We start from the raw sequence: 17,369 nt of genomic DNA, 5'->3' as shown, positions 1-17,369 counted from the left end.
TCCGATGATGCTGGCAGTGTAGGGAGATTACCAATTGGTATCGCTTGTACCTATATTATGCTGACTAGCAAGCCCTCGGATTTATCCGAGGGTATTTGACAGACATACATAAGCTGATACTGATGTTTAATATCAATTGTCAGATTAATGGATCCGTCTGTCGGTTGGAACAGAGAACATTGATGACATTGATAACATTGATTGAAGAGCCTGATAATGCCTTTAAGACAGTAAAGGAGGAGCAGCTTAAAAGCAATGAGCGGGAAAAAAAGCTGGCCTTCTGGAGAAATGTGACAACTGCTATCCAGCTTACGGAAAAGGCAAACTCCCAAGTCTGAGTTTGCCTTTTAAATCAATTACAGCTTTTCCTGCGACATCATTCTTTTATGTCCACCGTAAACACGGAGGAGGAGGTACCTTTAATCCTGAAATTCTCCGAAATGTTGGCCTGCGTATTACTGATTTCACCATAATCCAGCTTTGCCAGTCTATCTATTTCAGAGGAAGAGATTGAGTATAACACTTCACCTTTAACTGTACTGCCAGGATTTAATACAGACTGTTTCTGGTTGTGAACAAAGGAAGTAATTTCATTCTCATAACCGCCTTTAATTCTTATATTGTTACCAAATTTATCCAGAGAGATTGTAAATTTGCCCGAATCCGGAGCTTCGTTAAATTTCAGGGACTTGGTTTTATCAAGTTCAGAAGGAGCCGACTCTATTACAGCCTTAGCTGTATTGGTGGTCAGAAGAGACATAACCACTCTGACCTTAGCCTTTTCCTCATCACTAAGAGCAGTAAATTTTGCATCCGCTCTGCCGGTTACAAAAGCCGACAGTTCGTCAGCAGCGGCGCCAGGCTCCTGACTTAACGTTTTTCCATCAGGAAGACTAACGCTCATTCTGCCTAAATCCCTGAAGAAAGCAGCCTCCTCTGGATTAGTACCAGTAAGCTTTTTCATAGAGTCAATAAAGTTAAGGTTAATATAGTTATTAACTTTATTCGTTACCATATAGCTAAAAAGCTGTGCCGGATTAAAGCTGCCCTCTGCCCTCAGCTTACCTTTAAGCATCATGTTCTTGAGATAATCTTGAATAAAGCCGAGGCTGGCACCTTTAAAATGACGATCCAAGAACTCATTGATCGCACGCTCTGCATAAGGATCTGTCTGCTTCTTTATATCTGAATAAATCTGACTTACAAGTTTATCGTCAACCTCTCCAAGATACTTATATGTATTCTGATCCTTTCCAGTAACAGAGCATAACGAAGTATATAAAGAATCAATTGTCCTGCCTATACTTAAAGTGGTGGAAGCGTAAAGGTTGCGAATCTGATGAGGCAGTTCCGTATTGGCGGTAACACTGTTCTGCAGCTGAGAGTACGCAGTCTCAACTCGAGAAAACTCCGTGGATTCAAAAACCTTAACCAGAGTCTGTCGCAATGCCGGATCAAGTCTTAAGGACAGCATTCCTGCAATAAATGTTCGGGCAAAATCCACCTTAACAATGTCACTAAGATCGGCACCACTTTCACTAGCTCCAGAAACCAGCATTGAAGAGATGTTGCTTAAAGCCTTCTGAATTTCTGAAGCAGTAGAGCGTGAGTTTAGGCTCATAAGCTCATTGATGTCTGCAGAATTTACATAATTGAACATCTTTGTAATCACCCCTGGAGCAAAGGTCAGAAAAGAATTTCCTGACATGACCTTTTTACCATAGGCAAATAAATGAGTATTCTGTGAGCTTAGCTCGCGCAGCTCAGTAAGATTCTGTTTCATAGCATCAATCTTATTCTTAAGCGAAGCTATAGAACGGACCTCATCTCCACTTTTGAGAAGAGTCTGGTAATGTAAAGTCAGCAGATCACGCAGATCAGGATCATCCTTACTTTCCTTCAGAATAAGGTTACAGCCCTCCTCTAAACGATTTTTTTCCTCTGCAGTATATTCTTCAGATAATAGATTATCATTCACAATCTTAGCAAAAGCCTCGTCAGGAGACTTTAGTTTATCAAGCTGAGGTATCCTGAGCTCTCCTTCCTCATTGATAATTTCATTCTCCAGATATTCAAAATAATCATTTGATAAGGTTGGCTTTCCAAGTTTTTCTGAATCAGTGATACTTAGAAGAAGAGTGCATATCTCGTTTGTTTTCTGAGAAATACTTGTCCTGAATGCATCAATATCAAGCACTTTGCGACCATCTTTATTCTTAAGAGGAGGTTCATCAAGATCATTTTCCAGAGCTTTATTTAACAGCCTCTGCAGATTTGGAGAATTTTTTATCTTAGACTTTCCCTTAGCCTCAAGCTCAAGGATGGTGCTGTTAATAATTCCGGCAGCTTCCTTTTTTGCAAGAGCACTTGCTATCTTCTCCTGGTTTGTGTTTCTGTAATTCTCTGCAAACTGTTTAATCACACTTCCTTTTACTGCAGACTTCTGACTGATTCCACTCAGATCTTCTTCAAATTTACCCTGAGCAGCTCCTCCGGAAGCCTCCAGAATTGTATTTCTTATTGCATTAATAAGATTGGAAACTCGCTGTCTTGAATGCCCCAGACCAAAAAAGCACTTGAATTTATGCAGCAGACCAGACTTCTTTATCTCTCCATTGTCTGAAAGGTAATAGGAACTGTTATTATCTAATCTAGAAATATTCTCAATATTAAGATCCATTTTCTATTTCCTCAGTTTTTGCTTAAAACCTTCTCTTAGAACCTCATACCGAAAGTCCTACTCCGTAGTTATCCACACCACCGTCAGAAATCTCTGTTGCAGGAATATTCTGATAGGCATTCAAAATCGCATCCCGCACATCTGCAGCTCTCTGACTGAATTCATTGAGCTTTTGAGCTAGTCCTTCTGAAGTCAGGTTCTGAACTGAAAGGTATGTGGACAGTACCAGAGATTCCTCAAACAATCCAAGATAACAGCCACCGGTTCCGATTCCGTTAAAGGAAAGGGAAAGCGCTGCCCTCAGTGCAGTTTCATTTAATCTTGCAATCTTTTCAGGATCAGTTACAGGAGCAAAAATTACCACGTCCTCCTGTACATTTCTGTACTGCAGAGTGATAAGAATATCATCAGCATTCAGCATACAGGATCCATTGTTATCCAGCTCAAGGGGGAGTCCACTCTCCTTTGCCAGTTCAGCGATGATCTCTTTAAACGTCATAACCAGTCTCCTTCTTAGTCTGTCTGTGTAAGCCTTCTGTTGTAAATCTTGAAGCACAATACTCCAGAATATACAGAACACATCAAGGCAGCAGCCCGCTTTACTCGTTTTATAAATCACATAAATCAGACAAAAGCCGCTATTTTATTTTTGTAAAAAAAACTTAACAATATATTTAGATATTAGTACAAAAGATAGCCAATAAAAACTGAAAAGATTATTTTTTTATTAAAATTGTACCTACATCGCATAATCATAAATCATAGTCATACCGCTCAAAAGGTTAAAGCGGGAAAGCAGATTGAGGTAGGCTTTGAAAGCTCCAAGGTGTAAGGATTTTCTGAGAGAATAAGAAAAAAAATGCGGTTTCAAGAAATTCTCAAAACCGCTTTAAAGGTTATGTACCACCTTATTTAGAACACATGCAAACGAGTCATTTGCTTGCTATACTAAGTTTTCATTAGTATTAGGTAACTCGTGTTAGTATATGCTAACTTATTTTTTCTTAGATTGCAAGCGGTTAATTCTATTATTCAATATTAAACCAAAAGGTGCAACAAAATATCTTTGTTTTTCAACAGGTTAAAAAAATTTTGTGTAAAATTCTACAAAATATGAACTTTTTTGAGGCGAGATACTCTAATACAGTACATGGAGAAAGTATTTCTTCAGCTTTCTTCATTTTTATGTCCCGAATACATAAACCCAGTGGTATTGAAATCACTGGGTATTTTTTTATGTATTTTCAACAGGTTACTAAGGAAGATTGGACTCGACAAAATCCCAGTCAATGTGATTTACAAAATCCTTAAGGTAATCTGCTCTTCTGTTCTGATAATCAAGATAGTAGGCATGCTCCCACACGTCCACGCATAAAATAGGAGTCTTTCCCATTGTCAGCGGATTGCCGGCATTTGAAGTGTTAACAATCTCCAGTGCACCGTCTGTTGCACACAGCCATGTCCAGCCTGATCCGAAGTTGCCTACAGCAGAGGACTTAAAGAGATCTAAAAATTCATCCAGAGAATTGAAGCTCTTCTCGATTAAAGCTAAAAGCTTTGCTGAAGGCTGCTTATTCTCAGCACACAGACACTTGAAATAGAAGGTATGATTGAAAACCTGGGCAGCATTGTTAAACAGAGGGCCTGGCTGAGCTTTTTTTATAATGGTCTCTATTGATTCATTCTCGAAGGAGGAGCCATTTTTCAGCTTGTTGGTGGTTTCAACATAGGCATTAAGATGTTTATCATGATGGAAGGTGAGAGTCTGCTCAGAGAGAAAGCCTTCCAGGGCATTTTTTTCATATGGTAGAGGTGGTAAAGTAAAATCAGCCATAAATTGACTCCTTATATTCTGTTGTCATAGCTTCTTTAAGATTATGTTATGGAATAGAGAAAATCAAAAAGAAATTGTTGGCAGATTTTCTTTTTTATACGAAGGGCACGTTATTTACTATCTTTTTCGAATTTTATGTATTTTTTTATTTTTTTCAAATAAAAAATGTGTATCGACAGATATAAATATTTTCAGATCTTTTTATTAAATGACGTCGCTTTAAATAATGTCATTAAATTTTGAGTTAACTTTATATCATTTAAAATCAAATAAATAAGATTATTATTTTATTATACAAAGGATTAGTGTGATCAAACTCAAAGTATTTTGGTATAATTCTTGCTCTGCAAAGATTTGACATAAAAATCGAGAACAATATTCCCTGTTTATGCTAAATCGACAAAATCGAATTATTATTAAGAATAACTAAGCGAACTAAGAATGAATACACAGGAAGAAACAATGTCAGAGTTTATCGATAGTGTAAAATTAGACCAAATGAATGATATAAAGCAGATGCTGGCACCATTAAACAAAATCTTCAGCATCGCTACCTGCTCACAGATTGAAATCAAGCTGAACACTGAGAATCAGACAGTTCAGTTCATAAGCGCCAAGAACTCCAGCAAGCTTCATGAGATTTCATACAAGGACAAGAGCCCATTAGGCCTTATCAAGAGCGTAATGCAGGAAGTCTAAGAAGAATCCTCAAAAAAAATTTCTCCAAAAAAACTAAAAACTACAAAACCGCTCAGGTTTTGTAGTTCCTCAAAATCTCCTCAGAATTTACAAGATTTAAACAGTCAGGCTATCTCTTAACGGGATCTCTCCGCGTATTTTTTGAAACTTGCATATTTTACAAAAGGAATTGAGACCTTTCTGTCTGTAACCTTGTACCACAGCTTACGGGTAAGCTCTGCATCGACAGTGGAATCATCAAGAGAAATATCAACACAGACCTTTGCAAGTGCGGTAAAGTCAGCAAAAACAGTACCGGTCATCTTATCCTGATTAATGTATTCAGTTGCATTTGGAATACCATCAACTCCGAATACAGGAATATATTTAGACTTATCTTTATGCTCTCTGCCGAGATTGTAGCCTGCGGTATTAAGATAATCTACAGCGCCAACAGCCATTGAATCGTTATTCGCGATAATCATATCAATGTTTTTAAGACCAACCTTAGCAGCCTGAGCCTTAACATCCTCAAATGCGGCTTTAGAGTCCCAGTTGTCATAGTTCTCAGAAATTATGCTGTATTTAATTCCGGCCTCATCCAGCATTTTCTTTATCTGTTCGGTTCTGCCTTTGGTATCAGTGTGGTCTATCTCGCCCTGCAGAATAACGATATTAAGAACTCCATCCTTATTTCTGTCAACGCCTTTGATTTCATTCAGATAGTCATGAATAATCTCAAACTGATATCTGCCTGCTGCAGAGGAATTGGTACCCACATACCAGGCTCTGTCATATTTCTTCAGATCAGCATCGGAAGGCTTACGATTAAAAAAGACAATACGATTGCCGTAGGATTTGGCGTGATAGATGATTTCAGATGCCATTTTTGGATCAACAAGATTTATGATCAAAGAATCTTTAGAGGAAATACTTGAATAAATCTGGTTTAACTGCATTGAGGAACTGTTTTTTGCATCAAAAAATTCAATTTCGACATCCCTGTTCCTGGCATATGCCTTCAGACTGGCATTAAACCTGAGAATAAATTCAGAGTCGCCGTTATAATAAAAGGTGTAAATATCATCAGAAGCGATAGCGCTCTGAAGCTGAAATAAAAAAAGAAAGCTCAGTATAAGCTGAAAGATTCTTCTCATAAAAAAAAATATATATATGCTATTCGTTTAGTGACTGTGCATTATAGACTTTAATTTTTGAAAATGCTCTATATGGGATAAAAATAGTTCTGCCATCCACCTTATACCAGACAACTTTCTGAAAATCGTCGTAACCATTAGTTTCAAAAATCATCATCATAACTCTGGTCAGAGCAGAATAATCGGCAATTGTGGTACCGGTCAGCATACCGGCTTCTACACTCTTTAAAGCCTCTGAAGTACCATCTATGCCAAACACTGGAATATGGTTATGCCCTCTGAAAAAGGAATAAGGCATATTGTATTTGATTTCATTTAATGCTTTGATTGCACCAAGCGCCATTGAATCGTTATTTGCGATAATCATCTCGATGTTCTCAATGCCATAGGTACGAATCTGATTCTTTAAATCCTCATAGGCAGTTGAGTAACTGTATTCATCAAAATTATATGAAATAGGATTCAGATTAACTCCATACTTCTCAAGACTCTCAAGAATAACCCTAGTACGAACATGAGTGGCAAAATCATGTTCCCTTCCCTGCATGAAGACCACATCTAAAGAACCATTTCCATTCTTGTCATAATCAGGATATTCATTGATGTATTTTTTGATCATGGAATACTGCTTGCGGGCAGAATCAAACATTTCAAAGCCCACATACCAGGCCTTGTCATAGGATGGAGAAATATTTGCAGTAGGCGAGGTTCCGAACAGTACAATCTTTACATCATGCTCCTCAGCCAAATCCATCATCTCAGAAAGATACTTTTCATCCTTAACACTGATGATCACAAAGTCACCAATGGAAACATTTCTCTTAAACTGCTCATACTGTCTTTTGGCCTCGCCCTTTGCATCATAGACCTTAAGGCTGTAACCTCGCTGTTTTGACATTTTCGCCATGGTGTTATGCACATTAGACATAAAATCTGTTTCCATAGAGAAAAAGAAAAGCTTGATTTCCTCTTTTGCATAAACAGAACAGGAACAGAACAGAAACAGAAAAACGAAGATTTTAACGAATATTTTCATAAAAGCTCACCAAGAATACCCTCATATATCTATTATGGGAAACAATTAGAGAGCTAAATAAAAAAAAACAAATAATTTTGTGATGAAGTAGGAATTATTTGAAGGATTATTGTTTAAGGAGAAACTCGCAAAAAAAAATTTAGTTTTTTTTATAATAAAATCATATAGATAAAAATATTTTTAATTTTTTTTAATTTTTTTTGAACTTTTCTTAAAACCACCGCTCTAAGTAATATCAGTTAGATGTTTTTATGGCAATGGCTGATGACTTTTTCATAATATATTTCCTAAAGCCCAGCGTTAAAAAAACGTTGGGTCTTTTTTTTATGCGCGCTCTATTTTCAGACGGTATCTCTGAAATGATACGCCCTCAAAAGCACCTTCTCTGGTTATGAACAGATAGCCAAAGCCAATTACTTTATCCGAGTCTTTTGCCCTGACAAGACAGATAGAATTTCTCTCCCAGGCAGGAACAGAGTACTCCGTGAAGAGTTTCTTCACCTCACGGCTATGGGCTCTTTTCTCTGGATGAAGTTTCATTGCCCCTGAGTAGTCAAAATCCAGAATTACTCTGTCACAGGCAAAGCCATCATCACAGGCTTCAAGAGAATAGATATAATCATCTATTCTAAGTTTTTGCCCTGCTTCAAGCTCATACTGACCGTGAGCATTGCATACTGAAGGTCTGACAATATAGAGAAAATTTCTAAACCGTCTTACCTCATAGCCATCCTCAAGAGGTATCACGGTATTCTGATCCGGTGAAATTCTGCAGAGGTTAAGCGCATCTAATACCGCATTGTACTCGGGGGTCATGATAAGCTTTTCATACAGGAAAAGTCTTAGAACACTCAGCATCAGAGGTTCATCACTGATCTCAAGCTTTGAGATATCCAGTCTGAGTCTGTCCCTGTCAAAGGCGCGCTCATAAGCCTCTCTGGCATAACGCATGGCAAGATCATGCTCATAGGCGCACAGTTTCGAGCTTCTGATAATAGATTTATCAATCCCGTGAAATCTTTCTCTGAGCAGAGGCAGAACCTTCAGGCGGATGAAATTTCTCTCAAACTTCATATAGGTGTTTGAAATATCAAACACATGGGAAAAGCCTAGGGATTCAATAATATCGATAATCTCTGACTTATGAAGTTCAAGAAGAGGTCTAATCAGAGTGCCTCTGTCGTCGCGGACCATAAATCTCATCCCCGACAGTCCATAAGGACCAGAACCACGCTTTAAGGCCAGAAGAAAGCTCTCAATCTGATCATCAGCCTGATGCCCAAGTAAAAGAACACTGTGCTCATCCAGATTATCCAGAAGTGCCCTATAGCGTTCAGCTCTTGAGACTTCCTCAGGGGAACGGCCGTTGCCATAGACAATATTAAGCTTAGGAGTTCTGATTTCTACGCCAACACTTTCACATAACCTGTGACAGTGATTAAACCAAATAGGATCATCGGCATCAAGACCATGAATACAGTGAACTGCCAGAGCTGTGTATCTTGGATCAAGCTCAGTTACTTTTTTGGCAATCAGGAGAACTAAAGTAGAATCGGCCCCTCCAGATAGTCCTACGACCAGTTTGGATGGACCGATTGAAGAAATGATTTTTTGAGCAAGTTCAGTTACAACCTGCTCGGCTTTTTCTTTTAACAATATCCGTACTTCATTAAACGAGCGTAACGCTGCTCTAACAGGCTCTCGGCAGGCAGATTCTGCAGCTCTGCAAGATCAACCTCAAGACGCTGTTTCAGACTCTCAGCAACCTCATCGTAATTACGGTGAGCGCCACCTAAAGGCTCGGTTACAACGTTATCAATTAAACCCAGATCCTTAATTCTGTGAGCAGTAATGTTCATAGCCTCAGCAGCTAATGAAGCCTTATCTGCAGACTTCCACAGAATAGAAGCACAGCCTTCTGGAGAGATAACTGAATAGGTTGAGTACTGAAGCATATTAACTCTGTCACCGACACCGATTGCCAGAGCACCGCCAGAACCACCTTCACCGATAACAGTACAGATTACGGGAACCTTAAGATCTGACATCAGCTTTAAGCTCTCTGCAATAGCGCCAGCCTGAGAACGTTCCTCAGCACCAACACCAGGATATGCACCTGGAGTATCAATAAAGGTAATTACAGGAATATTGAACTTCTCTGCAAGCTTCATAAGTCTCATAGCCTTGCGATAGCCTTCTGGGCGAGGCATACCGAAATTGCGCAGAGTACGTTCCTTGATATCACGGCCTTTCTGATGACCGATTACCATAACGCTCTGACCGTTAAGACGTGCAAGACCGCCGATAATAGCCTTGTCATCAGCAAAGGCACGGTCACCTGCAAGCTCGTGATAGTCAGTAAAAATTCTTTCAATGTAATCCATGGTATATGGACGCATTGGATGACGTGACAGCTGTGAAATCTGCCAGTCCGATAAAGAAGAGAAAATCTTCTTTGTCAGTTCTAGATTCTTTTTCTCTAACTGATTTAATTCAGTTGTTAAATCAACACTTGAGCTTGAGTCTGAGCTTAAACGCTTTAACTCTTCAATGTGAGCCAGCAGATCGGCAATTGGCTGCTCAAACTCTAAATAATTAATGTTCATCACTACGATGTAAACCTCATTGGGTACTATTCAGATAGACTAGTTGTAAATTTTACTACAAAAATCGATTTGCTCAAAATATTGATACAGATCAATTTAGTGAAAATTCATCCAGATCGTCATTAGCCATCAGAATTTTCTTAACAGGGCCGTAGCTTTTACGATAGCAGTCAAGAAGAGGAAGTTTTTCTAAAAGCTCCAAATGGGCCTTGGTTGGGTAGCCCTTGTGTTTGGCAAACAGATACTCAGGATACTGTTTATCCAGCTCATACATCTGTCGATCACGCTCAACCTTGGCAAGAATTGATGCTGCGGCAATTTCAGCAACACGTGCATCGCCCTTCACCACGGCCTGTGTGTTTATTCCCATATTTCGTGGAACCTTATTGCCGTCAACCAGCATCAGATCACACTTTAAAGCCATATTCTCGTAGGCTCTGCGCATAGCTTCCAGAGATGCATTGAGAATATTCATTGTGTCAATTTCCTGAGGAGTGCACTGTCCAACGCCATAGGCAAGAGCTTTTTCCTTAATCAGAGGCTCCAGCGCATCACGCTTTTTTTCAGACAGCTGTTTTGAATCATTAAGACCTTCAATAGGGTTGGCAGGATCAAGCACAACACAGGCTGCTACAACATTACCCATCAGTGGACCACGACCGGCCTCATCAACCCCGCAGACTTTGAAAACCGCAGGATCAATTGGATAAACAAAAGGTTCTAATACTATTTTTGCCATTAGAAAGGAACTTCTTATTCTGATTTAGCTTCAGATGTCTCTTCAGTTGCAGAACCATCCGTCTGAAGGCTCTCTGAAATTTCAGGAGCAGAATACTCTGGAGTCTGCATAGAAGCTACACTCTCAAGATTTGGAGTGGAGTCATAAGTACGGTTGATGATTTTGAAAACAGCATCGCATGCCAGCTCATCAGAATTGCAGCGCATACTCTGATGGATATTTTCAAATTCTTTCTTCATCAGAATGTTATCGTAGACTAAAAGTTTGTACATCTCGTCGGCCAGTGCCTGTGGAGTACAATCATCCTGAATAAACTCCTTTACCACCTTTCGGCCTGCAATCAGGTTAGGTAGTGAAAACACATTGATTTTCAGAAGTTTTTTGGCAATCAGAGCTGATAAGGAGCTAACCTTGTACGCAACGGTAAAAGGTGTCTTGAGCAGCATGGTTTCAAGAGCAATGGTACCGCAGGTTAAAAGCACAGCATCCGCTGAAGCAATTGCATCCTGGGTATTGCCCACATAAACCGTAATCGATAAATCAGGAGCAACCTCAAGCCATATATCCTTAACCATACTTGCCAGAGCATAATTCGGTACAGTACAGATAAATACGGTATCAGGAAGCTTCTTCTTGATTATTCTTGCAGTATGGGCGTAAATAGGCAGCATCCTTGAGATCATGCCTCTGCGTGATCCCGGAAGAATTGCCATAACCTTGTCTTTTACGGGTTCAACGCTTGTCTTCTGCAGACAGATCCTTTCGCGACAGACTTTAGGATCAATTGAAAGAGGAATGGAGTTTGCCAGAGTATGTCCAACATAGGTACAAGGCATATTTCTCTGGGCATACCAAGGCTTCTCAAAAGGAAGCAGAGCAAGAATCTCATCACAGGCTTTCTTGATTTTATCTACACGTTTCTCTCGCCAGGCCCATACAGATGGACTTACGTAATGAACGGTTGGGATACCGGCCTGCTTTAATTTCATCTCCACGTGAAGATTAAAATCAGGCAGATCGATACCGATAAAAATACAAGGTTTGGCCTTAAGCAGAATCCTGATGATTTTTTTTCTGATGCTCAGAATCTTTGGAAGCTTGGAGAGGACCTCAAAGAATCCCATCACTGACAGCTCATCCATTTTAAAGGATGTAACCAGTCCCTGATGAATCATCTTAGGACCGCCAATGCCGATAAACTGGGCCTGAGGGTCTCTGCGCTTTATTGCCATCATAAGACCCGCACCAAGAGTATCGCCGGAGCTTTCTCCGGCTAATAGTGCATACAGATGTGGATTCTCACTTACAGGCATTAGCGAACGATTCCTCTACCATGATCCTTCAGGAAGTCGACAAGAGGTTTTACTTCTGCAAACTCTTCTGCAATTTTCTCAATTTCAACAATAGCTTCTTCAAGAGGAAGATGTTTCTTGTACAGAAGCATATATGACTTGAAGATTGCTGAAATTGCCTCATCAGAGAAGCCTCTTCTCTGAAGACCACGCTTATTGATTCCGAAAGGCTTAGCGTAATGACCTGCAGCCATAACATATGGAGGAACATCCATATTCAGTGCAGCCATACCGCCAACCATAGCGTGACAGCCAACTCTACCGAACTGGTGAATTGCTGCAAGACCACCGAACACTACCCAGTCATCAATTACTACGTGACCAGCCAGAGTGGCATTGTTTGAGAAGATACAGTTATCTCCAATCACACAGTCGTGAGCTATATGAGTGTTGATCATGAACAGGTTATTAGAACCGACAGTAGTGGTTCCTCTGCCCTGAACAGTACCTCTGTGCATTGAAACATGCTCTCTGATGACATTATTGTCACCAATGGTCAGAGTTGTTGGCTCTCCGGCGTATTTAAGATCCTGACAGCCTTCACCAATGGAACAGAACTGGTAGAAATGATTTCCCTTTCCAATGGTGGTTGGACCTCTGATAATAGAAAAAGGCTCAAAAATACAATCATCGCCAATGGTAACGTTACCTTCGATGATTACATTTTCGCGTATAGTTACATTTTTACCTAAAACTACATCTGGACCAATTTTTGCGCTTGGGTCAATAATTCCAGTTGATTCAGTCAATGTAATACACCTTACTAAAAATTAGTGTCTTGCACACATCAGGTCTGCAGTACAAACCACCTTTCCATCAACAGTTGCAACACCGCTGAATGAGGCAATACCACGTCTCTCCTTGAAGTATTCAACGTCAAGAATCAGCTGATCACCAGGTACAACCGGACGCTTGAAACGAGCATTGTCAATTGCTGCAAAATAATATAATTCACCCTCTTTTGGCTTACCAACCATTGTAAAAGCAAGAATGCCTGTAGCCTGAGCCATAGCTTCAAGGATCAGAACACCAGGAAGAATTGGCTTACCAGGGAAGTGGCCCTGAAAGAATGGCTCATTAAATGAAACATTCTTTACTGCCTTAAGAGTCTTTCTTTCACCATCGATAGAATAGTCTAGAACTCTGTCAACCATCAGGAATGGATATCTGTGAGGTAACAGATTCATGATCTCTTCTACATTTAAGGTATGTGCACTTTCAACGATATCAGTCACTTTTTCCCCCAATAAATTTAATTATTTTTCTTCTTGTTCTGTTAAGGCCTTTAACTTAGCCTCAAGAGCTGCGATTCTATGGTACATATCATTGATATGCAAAAATCTTGATGTATTCAGACGCCATTCCTTGTTAGTTGTTGCAGGAATAACTGATGAATAAACACCTGGCTTGTCAATGCCTCTCATGCAGGCAGTACTGCCGGTCAGGGTAACCCCGTCACACAGTTCGATGTGACCGTTAATTACGGAGGTACCACCAATAATGCAGTATTTACCGATGGTTACTGAGCCTGCAATTGTGGTCTGACCAGCAATAGCGGTTCCATAACCGATTCTGTCGTTATGAGCAATCTGACACAGATTGTCAATAATTACATTGTCTGCAATCACAGTATCATCAATTGCGCCTCTGTCGATACAGGTGCAGGCACCTATTTCAACACGGTTGCCGATAATAACTCTGCCGGTCTGAGGGATCTTGATCCACTCTCCACGCTCATTAGCGTAACCGAAACCGTCAGATCCAATTACGGCTCCAGACTGAATAAGACAGTTTGCTCCGATCTGACAGTCATGATAGACACTTACATTTGGATAAATCTTGGTGTTATCACCTATCTTGGCATTAGGTCCGATGACAACATTTGCACCAAGCTGTACATTGTTACCGATAACGGCACCCTTCTGTACGTGAACACCAGGTCCTAATGCAACATTCTGACCAAGCACTGCAGTAGCATCAACAACTGCTGTTGGATGAATTCCTTCGCATACGGCAGGAGTTGAGTCCAAAAGCTGAGCAACCTTGGCAAATCCAACATAAGGATCATCCAGGACCAAAGCAGCTCCCTTGGCATGTTCAACATCAGCCTGTTTTAGGATTACAGCACCAGCCTTACTCTCTGACAGAACAGCTCTGTATTTTGGATCTGAGAGAAAACTGATTTCATCTTCTTTAGCTGTCTTAAGGTTGGCTACAGCCTTGATGTCGATGTTGCCATCTCCAATAAGCTGTGCGCCAATCTTATCAGCGATATCTTTTAATAACATTAGGAAACCTATTTATGTAAATATTATTTCTTTACTGGCTTTAACTTTGAAGCGCGCTCAATAACTTCCTTAGAAATATTTACAGCATCAGTAGCGTATACAACAGTCTCGCCGCGAACAACTAAATCAATGCCACGCTCTTTAGCGATACGGTCAATAGCTTCCTGAACAATACGACCTAACTGAACCTCAGCCTCTCTCTGTTTCTTCTGAGAGTCTTCCTGCAGAGCCTGAGCCTTCAGATCAAACTCTGACTTTAAAGAAGCAAGCTTACGGTGAATCTCAGTAGCTCTTGAATCTTTAGCAGTCTTTAATTCCTGCTCCAGCTTTACGCCCTGCTCCTGAATCTTGTCTAATTCAGCCTTTCTTGGACCAAACTCTTTCTGTAGCTTCTCAGCCTCAACCTTAGCCTGAGGAAGTTCTGACATGATTAGAGGAACATTTACTACAGCGATTGAAATATTGTGAGACTCAGCTGCAGCAGGAGCCTTGTCTTCAGCAAATGAAACCTGGGTTAATGCAAAAGTAAGTGCAGTAGCAATAGCTAGTTTTTTTAACATTTTAATAATCTCCCTGTTTTAGAAGGTGCTACCAATATTGAAATTAAACTGTTGTGTATCGTCGCCGTCGTACTTCTTGATTGGCTTTGCAATGTTGAAGGATAGAGGGCCTAAAGGTGACATCCATACTAAAGAAATACCAGCAGAAGTTCTGTACTTGCTTGGTGATGAATAGTCATACGAATACATGCTTGAACGTGAATCCCATAGAGAACCAGCATCAAAGAACAGTGAGGTTCTGATACTGTTCTTGTAGGCCTCTGCTACAAGAGGAGTTGGGAAAATAATTTCTGCAGTGGCAGCCCAGAAAGCGTTACCGCCGATAGAGTTGCTTGACTCGTACCAGGCACCGGTTGTCTTGTTCTTGTAGATAGCACGAGGACCAATGGAATTACGCTTGAAGCCTCTTAGCCACTCAGAACCACCCAGTGAGAAGTTATCGAAGAAAGGCATAATTTCCTTGGTGCCGTTCTTGTCTCTGTAACCATTACCGTAGCCGGTCTTACCTCTGATGGAAAAAACATAGTCCTTATAGGTATTCAGAGGGAAGAAATGGAAGGTCTCAGCAGTTGCCTTGTAGTAATGAATATCTGAATTTGGAGTAGTGATCATTAAAGACAGAACCTGTCTTGAACCGTCAGTTGGGAATACCTTCTGATTCAGAGTATTACGGGTCAGATCAACACCTGCCTTGTAGTTAACAAAGTCTACAGCCTTCTGACCGTCCTTTCCGTACATATTGAAGAACACATCACCCTGCTGGAAATCAAGGCCGTTGTTCCTGATTCGGTTACGCTCAATACCCAGGCTGTAGTTGATAGACAGAGTCTCTGACAGTGGGTAGCCGATATAGCCGAAAGCACCGATGGTCTTGTTGGTATAGTCGATAACATCGGCGTCATCTGCACCGTAGTAGTTATCCAGGAATACCTTGCCACCTAAGCTTACGTTATCAACGGTGAAGTAAGGATCGGTGTAGGAAACCTCCATGTGCTTACGGTACTTGTTCTCATAGGCATTGATAGCGCCCTGAGTACCCCAGCCGAACAGATTGCTCTGAGAGATACCTGCCTGAATGGTCAGACCAGAGTCAGTACCGAAACCGATACCGCCGGAAATAGAACCTGTAGGTCTCTCTTTAATCTTGGTATTAACGTTTACAGTATCATCTGAGCCACCAACCTTCTCTGTGGTTAGCTCTGCTGACTCGAAGTAACCGGTTCTGTCCAGACGCTTCTTAGAAACATCCAGAGCTTCTGATGACAGCCATGAACCGTCCATCTGGCGCAGTTCACGTCTGATAACGGTATCATCGGTATTATCATTACCGCTGATAAATACCTGTGATACATGCACACGCTTGCCTGGCATTACATTGAACTGAAGCTCAACTGTCTTGTCCTTGTCATTGTATACAGGGAAAGCCTTAACCTCAGTATTTGCATAACCGTACTTACCCATGATTGAAGCAAGAGTCTTCTCATTCTCGGTAATCTTGCGCTGATTGTAGATTTCACCCTGCTCAATGGTTACAGCCTTAACCAGCTCATCACCATACTTGAGAGTATCACCTCTTACAGAGGTGCCGGAAATCTTGTACTGTTCACCCTCGTTGATGGCAATAGTCAGATAGATACCCTTCTTGTCAGGAGTAAGTTCTACAGAGGTGGAATCAATCTTGAAGTTAACATAACCTCTGTCCATGTAGAAGGATTTTAGAGATTCAAGATCAGCTCGGAACTTCTGTCCGTTGTACTTGGTATTAGCCATGAAGTTCCACCATGGAACATCATCACGCAGTTCCATCTGAGCTAAAAGTACATCCTCAGGGAAGGAATTATTACCCACAATGTTAATCTGCTGAATCTCGGCAGCCTTGCCTTCAATAATCTCAATCTTGATATCGGCACGGTTACGTGGCAGATGGGTAATTACAGCCTTTACAGAGGCCTGATACATACCTGATGAGTGGTAGAAATCCTCTAAAGACTTTTCAATGGTATTTAAAGCCTGATTATTCAGAGGCTCACCAATGCGGATGCCCTGATCTTCAATAACCTTCTGAAGATCATCTTTCTTGATGTTTACGTTACCTGAAAAATCAATCGCACCAACAGTAGGTCTTTCCTGAACGGTTACGATGAAGGTGTTACCGTCACGAGACAGCTTAACCTCATCAAATTCGCCTGTAGCATACAGTCTCTGCATGGCAAGAGCTGTATTCTCCTGAGACATGACATCACCTTCCTTAACAGGAAGAGCAAGCAGAACAGCGCCCTTGGTTACACGGTTCAGGCCCCTGACCTGAATATCGCTGATAACAGGATCACCGGCTGCAAATGCAGAGGATGAAACACCTAATACTGATGCTACTGCAAGACTTAGGCTTGCGATTTTTATAGATAAATGAGATCTCATCTTAAAACCATTGTGTTTGTT

The 17,369-nt window shown here is 40.7% G+C and carries 15 protein-coding genes; 1 reads left to right on the top strand and 14 read right to left on the bottom strand.

What is annotated here, in order from left to right; all coding sequences use genetic code 11:
- Window positions 1–376 precede the first annotated feature (376 nt).
- The 3 genes from QZU45_RS00330 to QZU45_RS00320 form a co-directional block, all read right to left on the bottom strand.
- A complete protein-coding gene (locus tag QZU45_RS00330; RefSeq protein ID WP_295350169.1) occupies window positions 377–2,680 on the bottom strand; it encodes a hypothetical protein in 2,304 nt (767 codons plus the stop codon).
- 43 nt (window positions 2,681–2,723) lie between these two features.
- Complete coding sequence (locus QZU45_RS00325) at window positions 2,724–3,179, bottom strand: type III secretion system chaperone (RefSeq protein ID WP_295350166.1); 456 nt, start codon at window positions 3,177–3,179, stop codon at window positions 2,724–2,726.
- Between the two features lie 756 nt (window positions 3,180–3,935).
- On the bottom strand, window positions 3,936–4,514 hold the full coding sequence (locus tag QZU45_RS00320) for a superoxide dismutase (protein WP_295350162.1): 579 nt from the start codon (window positions 4,512–4,514) through the stop codon (window positions 3,936–3,938).
- A 462-nt stretch (window positions 4,515–4,976) separates the two neighbouring features.
- Between QZU45_RS00320 and QZU45_RS00315 the strand changes: the two genes are divergently transcribed.
- Window positions 4,977–5,213 carry a hypothetical protein gene (locus QZU45_RS00315; RefSeq protein WP_295350159.1) on the top strand — a complete coding sequence of 79 codons (237 nt, stop codon included), beginning with the start codon at window positions 4,977–4,979 and terminating at the stop codon, window positions 5,211–5,213.
- A 116-nt stretch (window positions 5,214–5,329) separates the two neighbouring features.
- Here the strand turns inward: QZU45_RS00315 and QZU45_RS00310 are convergent, their stop codons facing one another.
- The 11 genes from QZU45_RS00310 to bamA form a co-directional block, all read right to left on the bottom strand.
- A complete protein-coding gene (locus QZU45_RS00310; RefSeq protein WP_295350156.1) occupies window positions 5,330–6,349 on the bottom strand; it encodes a galactose ABC transporter substrate-binding protein in 1,020 nt (339 codons plus the stop codon).
- 19 nt (window positions 6,350–6,368) lie between these two features.
- Window positions 6,369–7,385, bottom strand: coding sequence for a substrate-binding domain-containing protein (locus tag QZU45_RS00305; protein ID WP_295350155.1), 1,017 nt, complete (start codon window positions 7,383–7,385; stop codon window positions 6,369–6,371).
- Between the two features lie 324 nt (window positions 7,386–7,709).
- Window positions 7,710–9,041 (bottom strand): tRNA lysidine(34) synthetase TilS, encoded by a 1,332-nt coding sequence (tilS, locus tag QZU45_RS00300; RefSeq protein WP_295350152.1) that lies wholly within the window; start codon window positions 9,039–9,041, stop codon window positions 7,710–7,712.
- Window positions 9,035–9,991, bottom strand: coding sequence for an acetyl-CoA carboxylase carboxyltransferase subunit alpha (locus QZU45_RS00295; protein ID WP_295350176.1), 957 nt, complete (start codon window positions 9,989–9,991; stop codon window positions 9,035–9,037). Before QZU45_RS00295 ends, tilS begins: the two co-directional genes overlap by 7 nt.
- A 91-nt stretch (window positions 9,992–10,082) precedes the next feature.
- The gene (gene rnhB, locus QZU45_RS00290; protein ID WP_295350149.1) at window positions 10,083–10,730 is read right to left on the bottom strand and encodes a ribonuclease HII; all 648 of its coding nucleotides are present in this window, start codon (window positions 10,728–10,730) and stop codon (window positions 10,083–10,085) included.
- A 14-nt stretch (window positions 10,731–10,744) separates the two neighbouring features.
- A complete protein-coding gene (gene lpxB / locus QZU45_RS00285) occupies window positions 10,745–12,043 on the bottom strand; it encodes a lipid-A-disaccharide synthase (protein WP_295350146.1) in 1,299 nt (432 codons plus the stop codon).
- Window positions 12,043–12,831, bottom strand: a complete 789-nt coding sequence (gene lpxA, locus QZU45_RS00280) for an acyl-ACP--UDP-N-acetylglucosamine O-acyltransferase (RefSeq protein ID WP_294997461.1) — start codon at window positions 12,829–12,831, stop codon at window positions 12,043–12,045. The genes lpxB and lpxA overlap by 1 nt, the downstream gene beginning before the upstream one ends.
- A 21-nt stretch (window positions 12,832–12,852) precedes the next feature.
- Complete coding sequence (gene fabZ, locus QZU45_RS00275; protein WP_295350173.1) at window positions 12,853–13,308, bottom strand: 3-hydroxyacyl-ACP dehydratase FabZ; 456 nt, start codon at window positions 13,306–13,308, stop codon at window positions 12,853–12,855.
- A gap of 30 nt (window positions 13,309–13,338) precedes the next feature.
- Window positions 13,339–14,370: a UDP-3-O-(3-hydroxymyristoyl)glucosamine N-acyltransferase gene (gene lpxD / locus QZU45_RS00270; RefSeq protein WP_295350143.1), complete on the bottom strand. Its 1,032-nt coding sequence runs from the start codon at window positions 14,368–14,370 to the stop codon at window positions 13,339–13,341.
- A gap of 23 nt (window positions 14,371–14,393) precedes the next feature.
- A complete protein-coding gene (locus QZU45_RS00265; RefSeq protein WP_295350141.1) occupies window positions 14,394–14,930 on the bottom strand; it encodes an OmpH family outer membrane protein in 537 nt (178 codons plus the stop codon).
- A gap of 18 nt (window positions 14,931–14,948) precedes the next feature.
- Complete coding sequence (bamA, locus tag QZU45_RS00260) at window positions 14,949–17,348, bottom strand: outer membrane protein assembly factor BamA (protein WP_295350138.1); 2,400 nt, start codon at window positions 17,346–17,348, stop codon at window positions 14,949–14,951.
- Window positions 17,349–17,369 lie beyond the last annotated feature (21 nt).

The organism is uncultured Succinivibrio sp. (assembly GCF_902756765.1).
Classification (GTDB): domain Bacteria; phylum Pseudomonadota; class Gammaproteobacteria; order Enterobacterales; family Succinivibrionaceae; genus Succinivibrio.
Note: the sequence above shows the minus strand (reverse complement) of the source record. Positions and strands in the feature narration are given on the sequence as shown.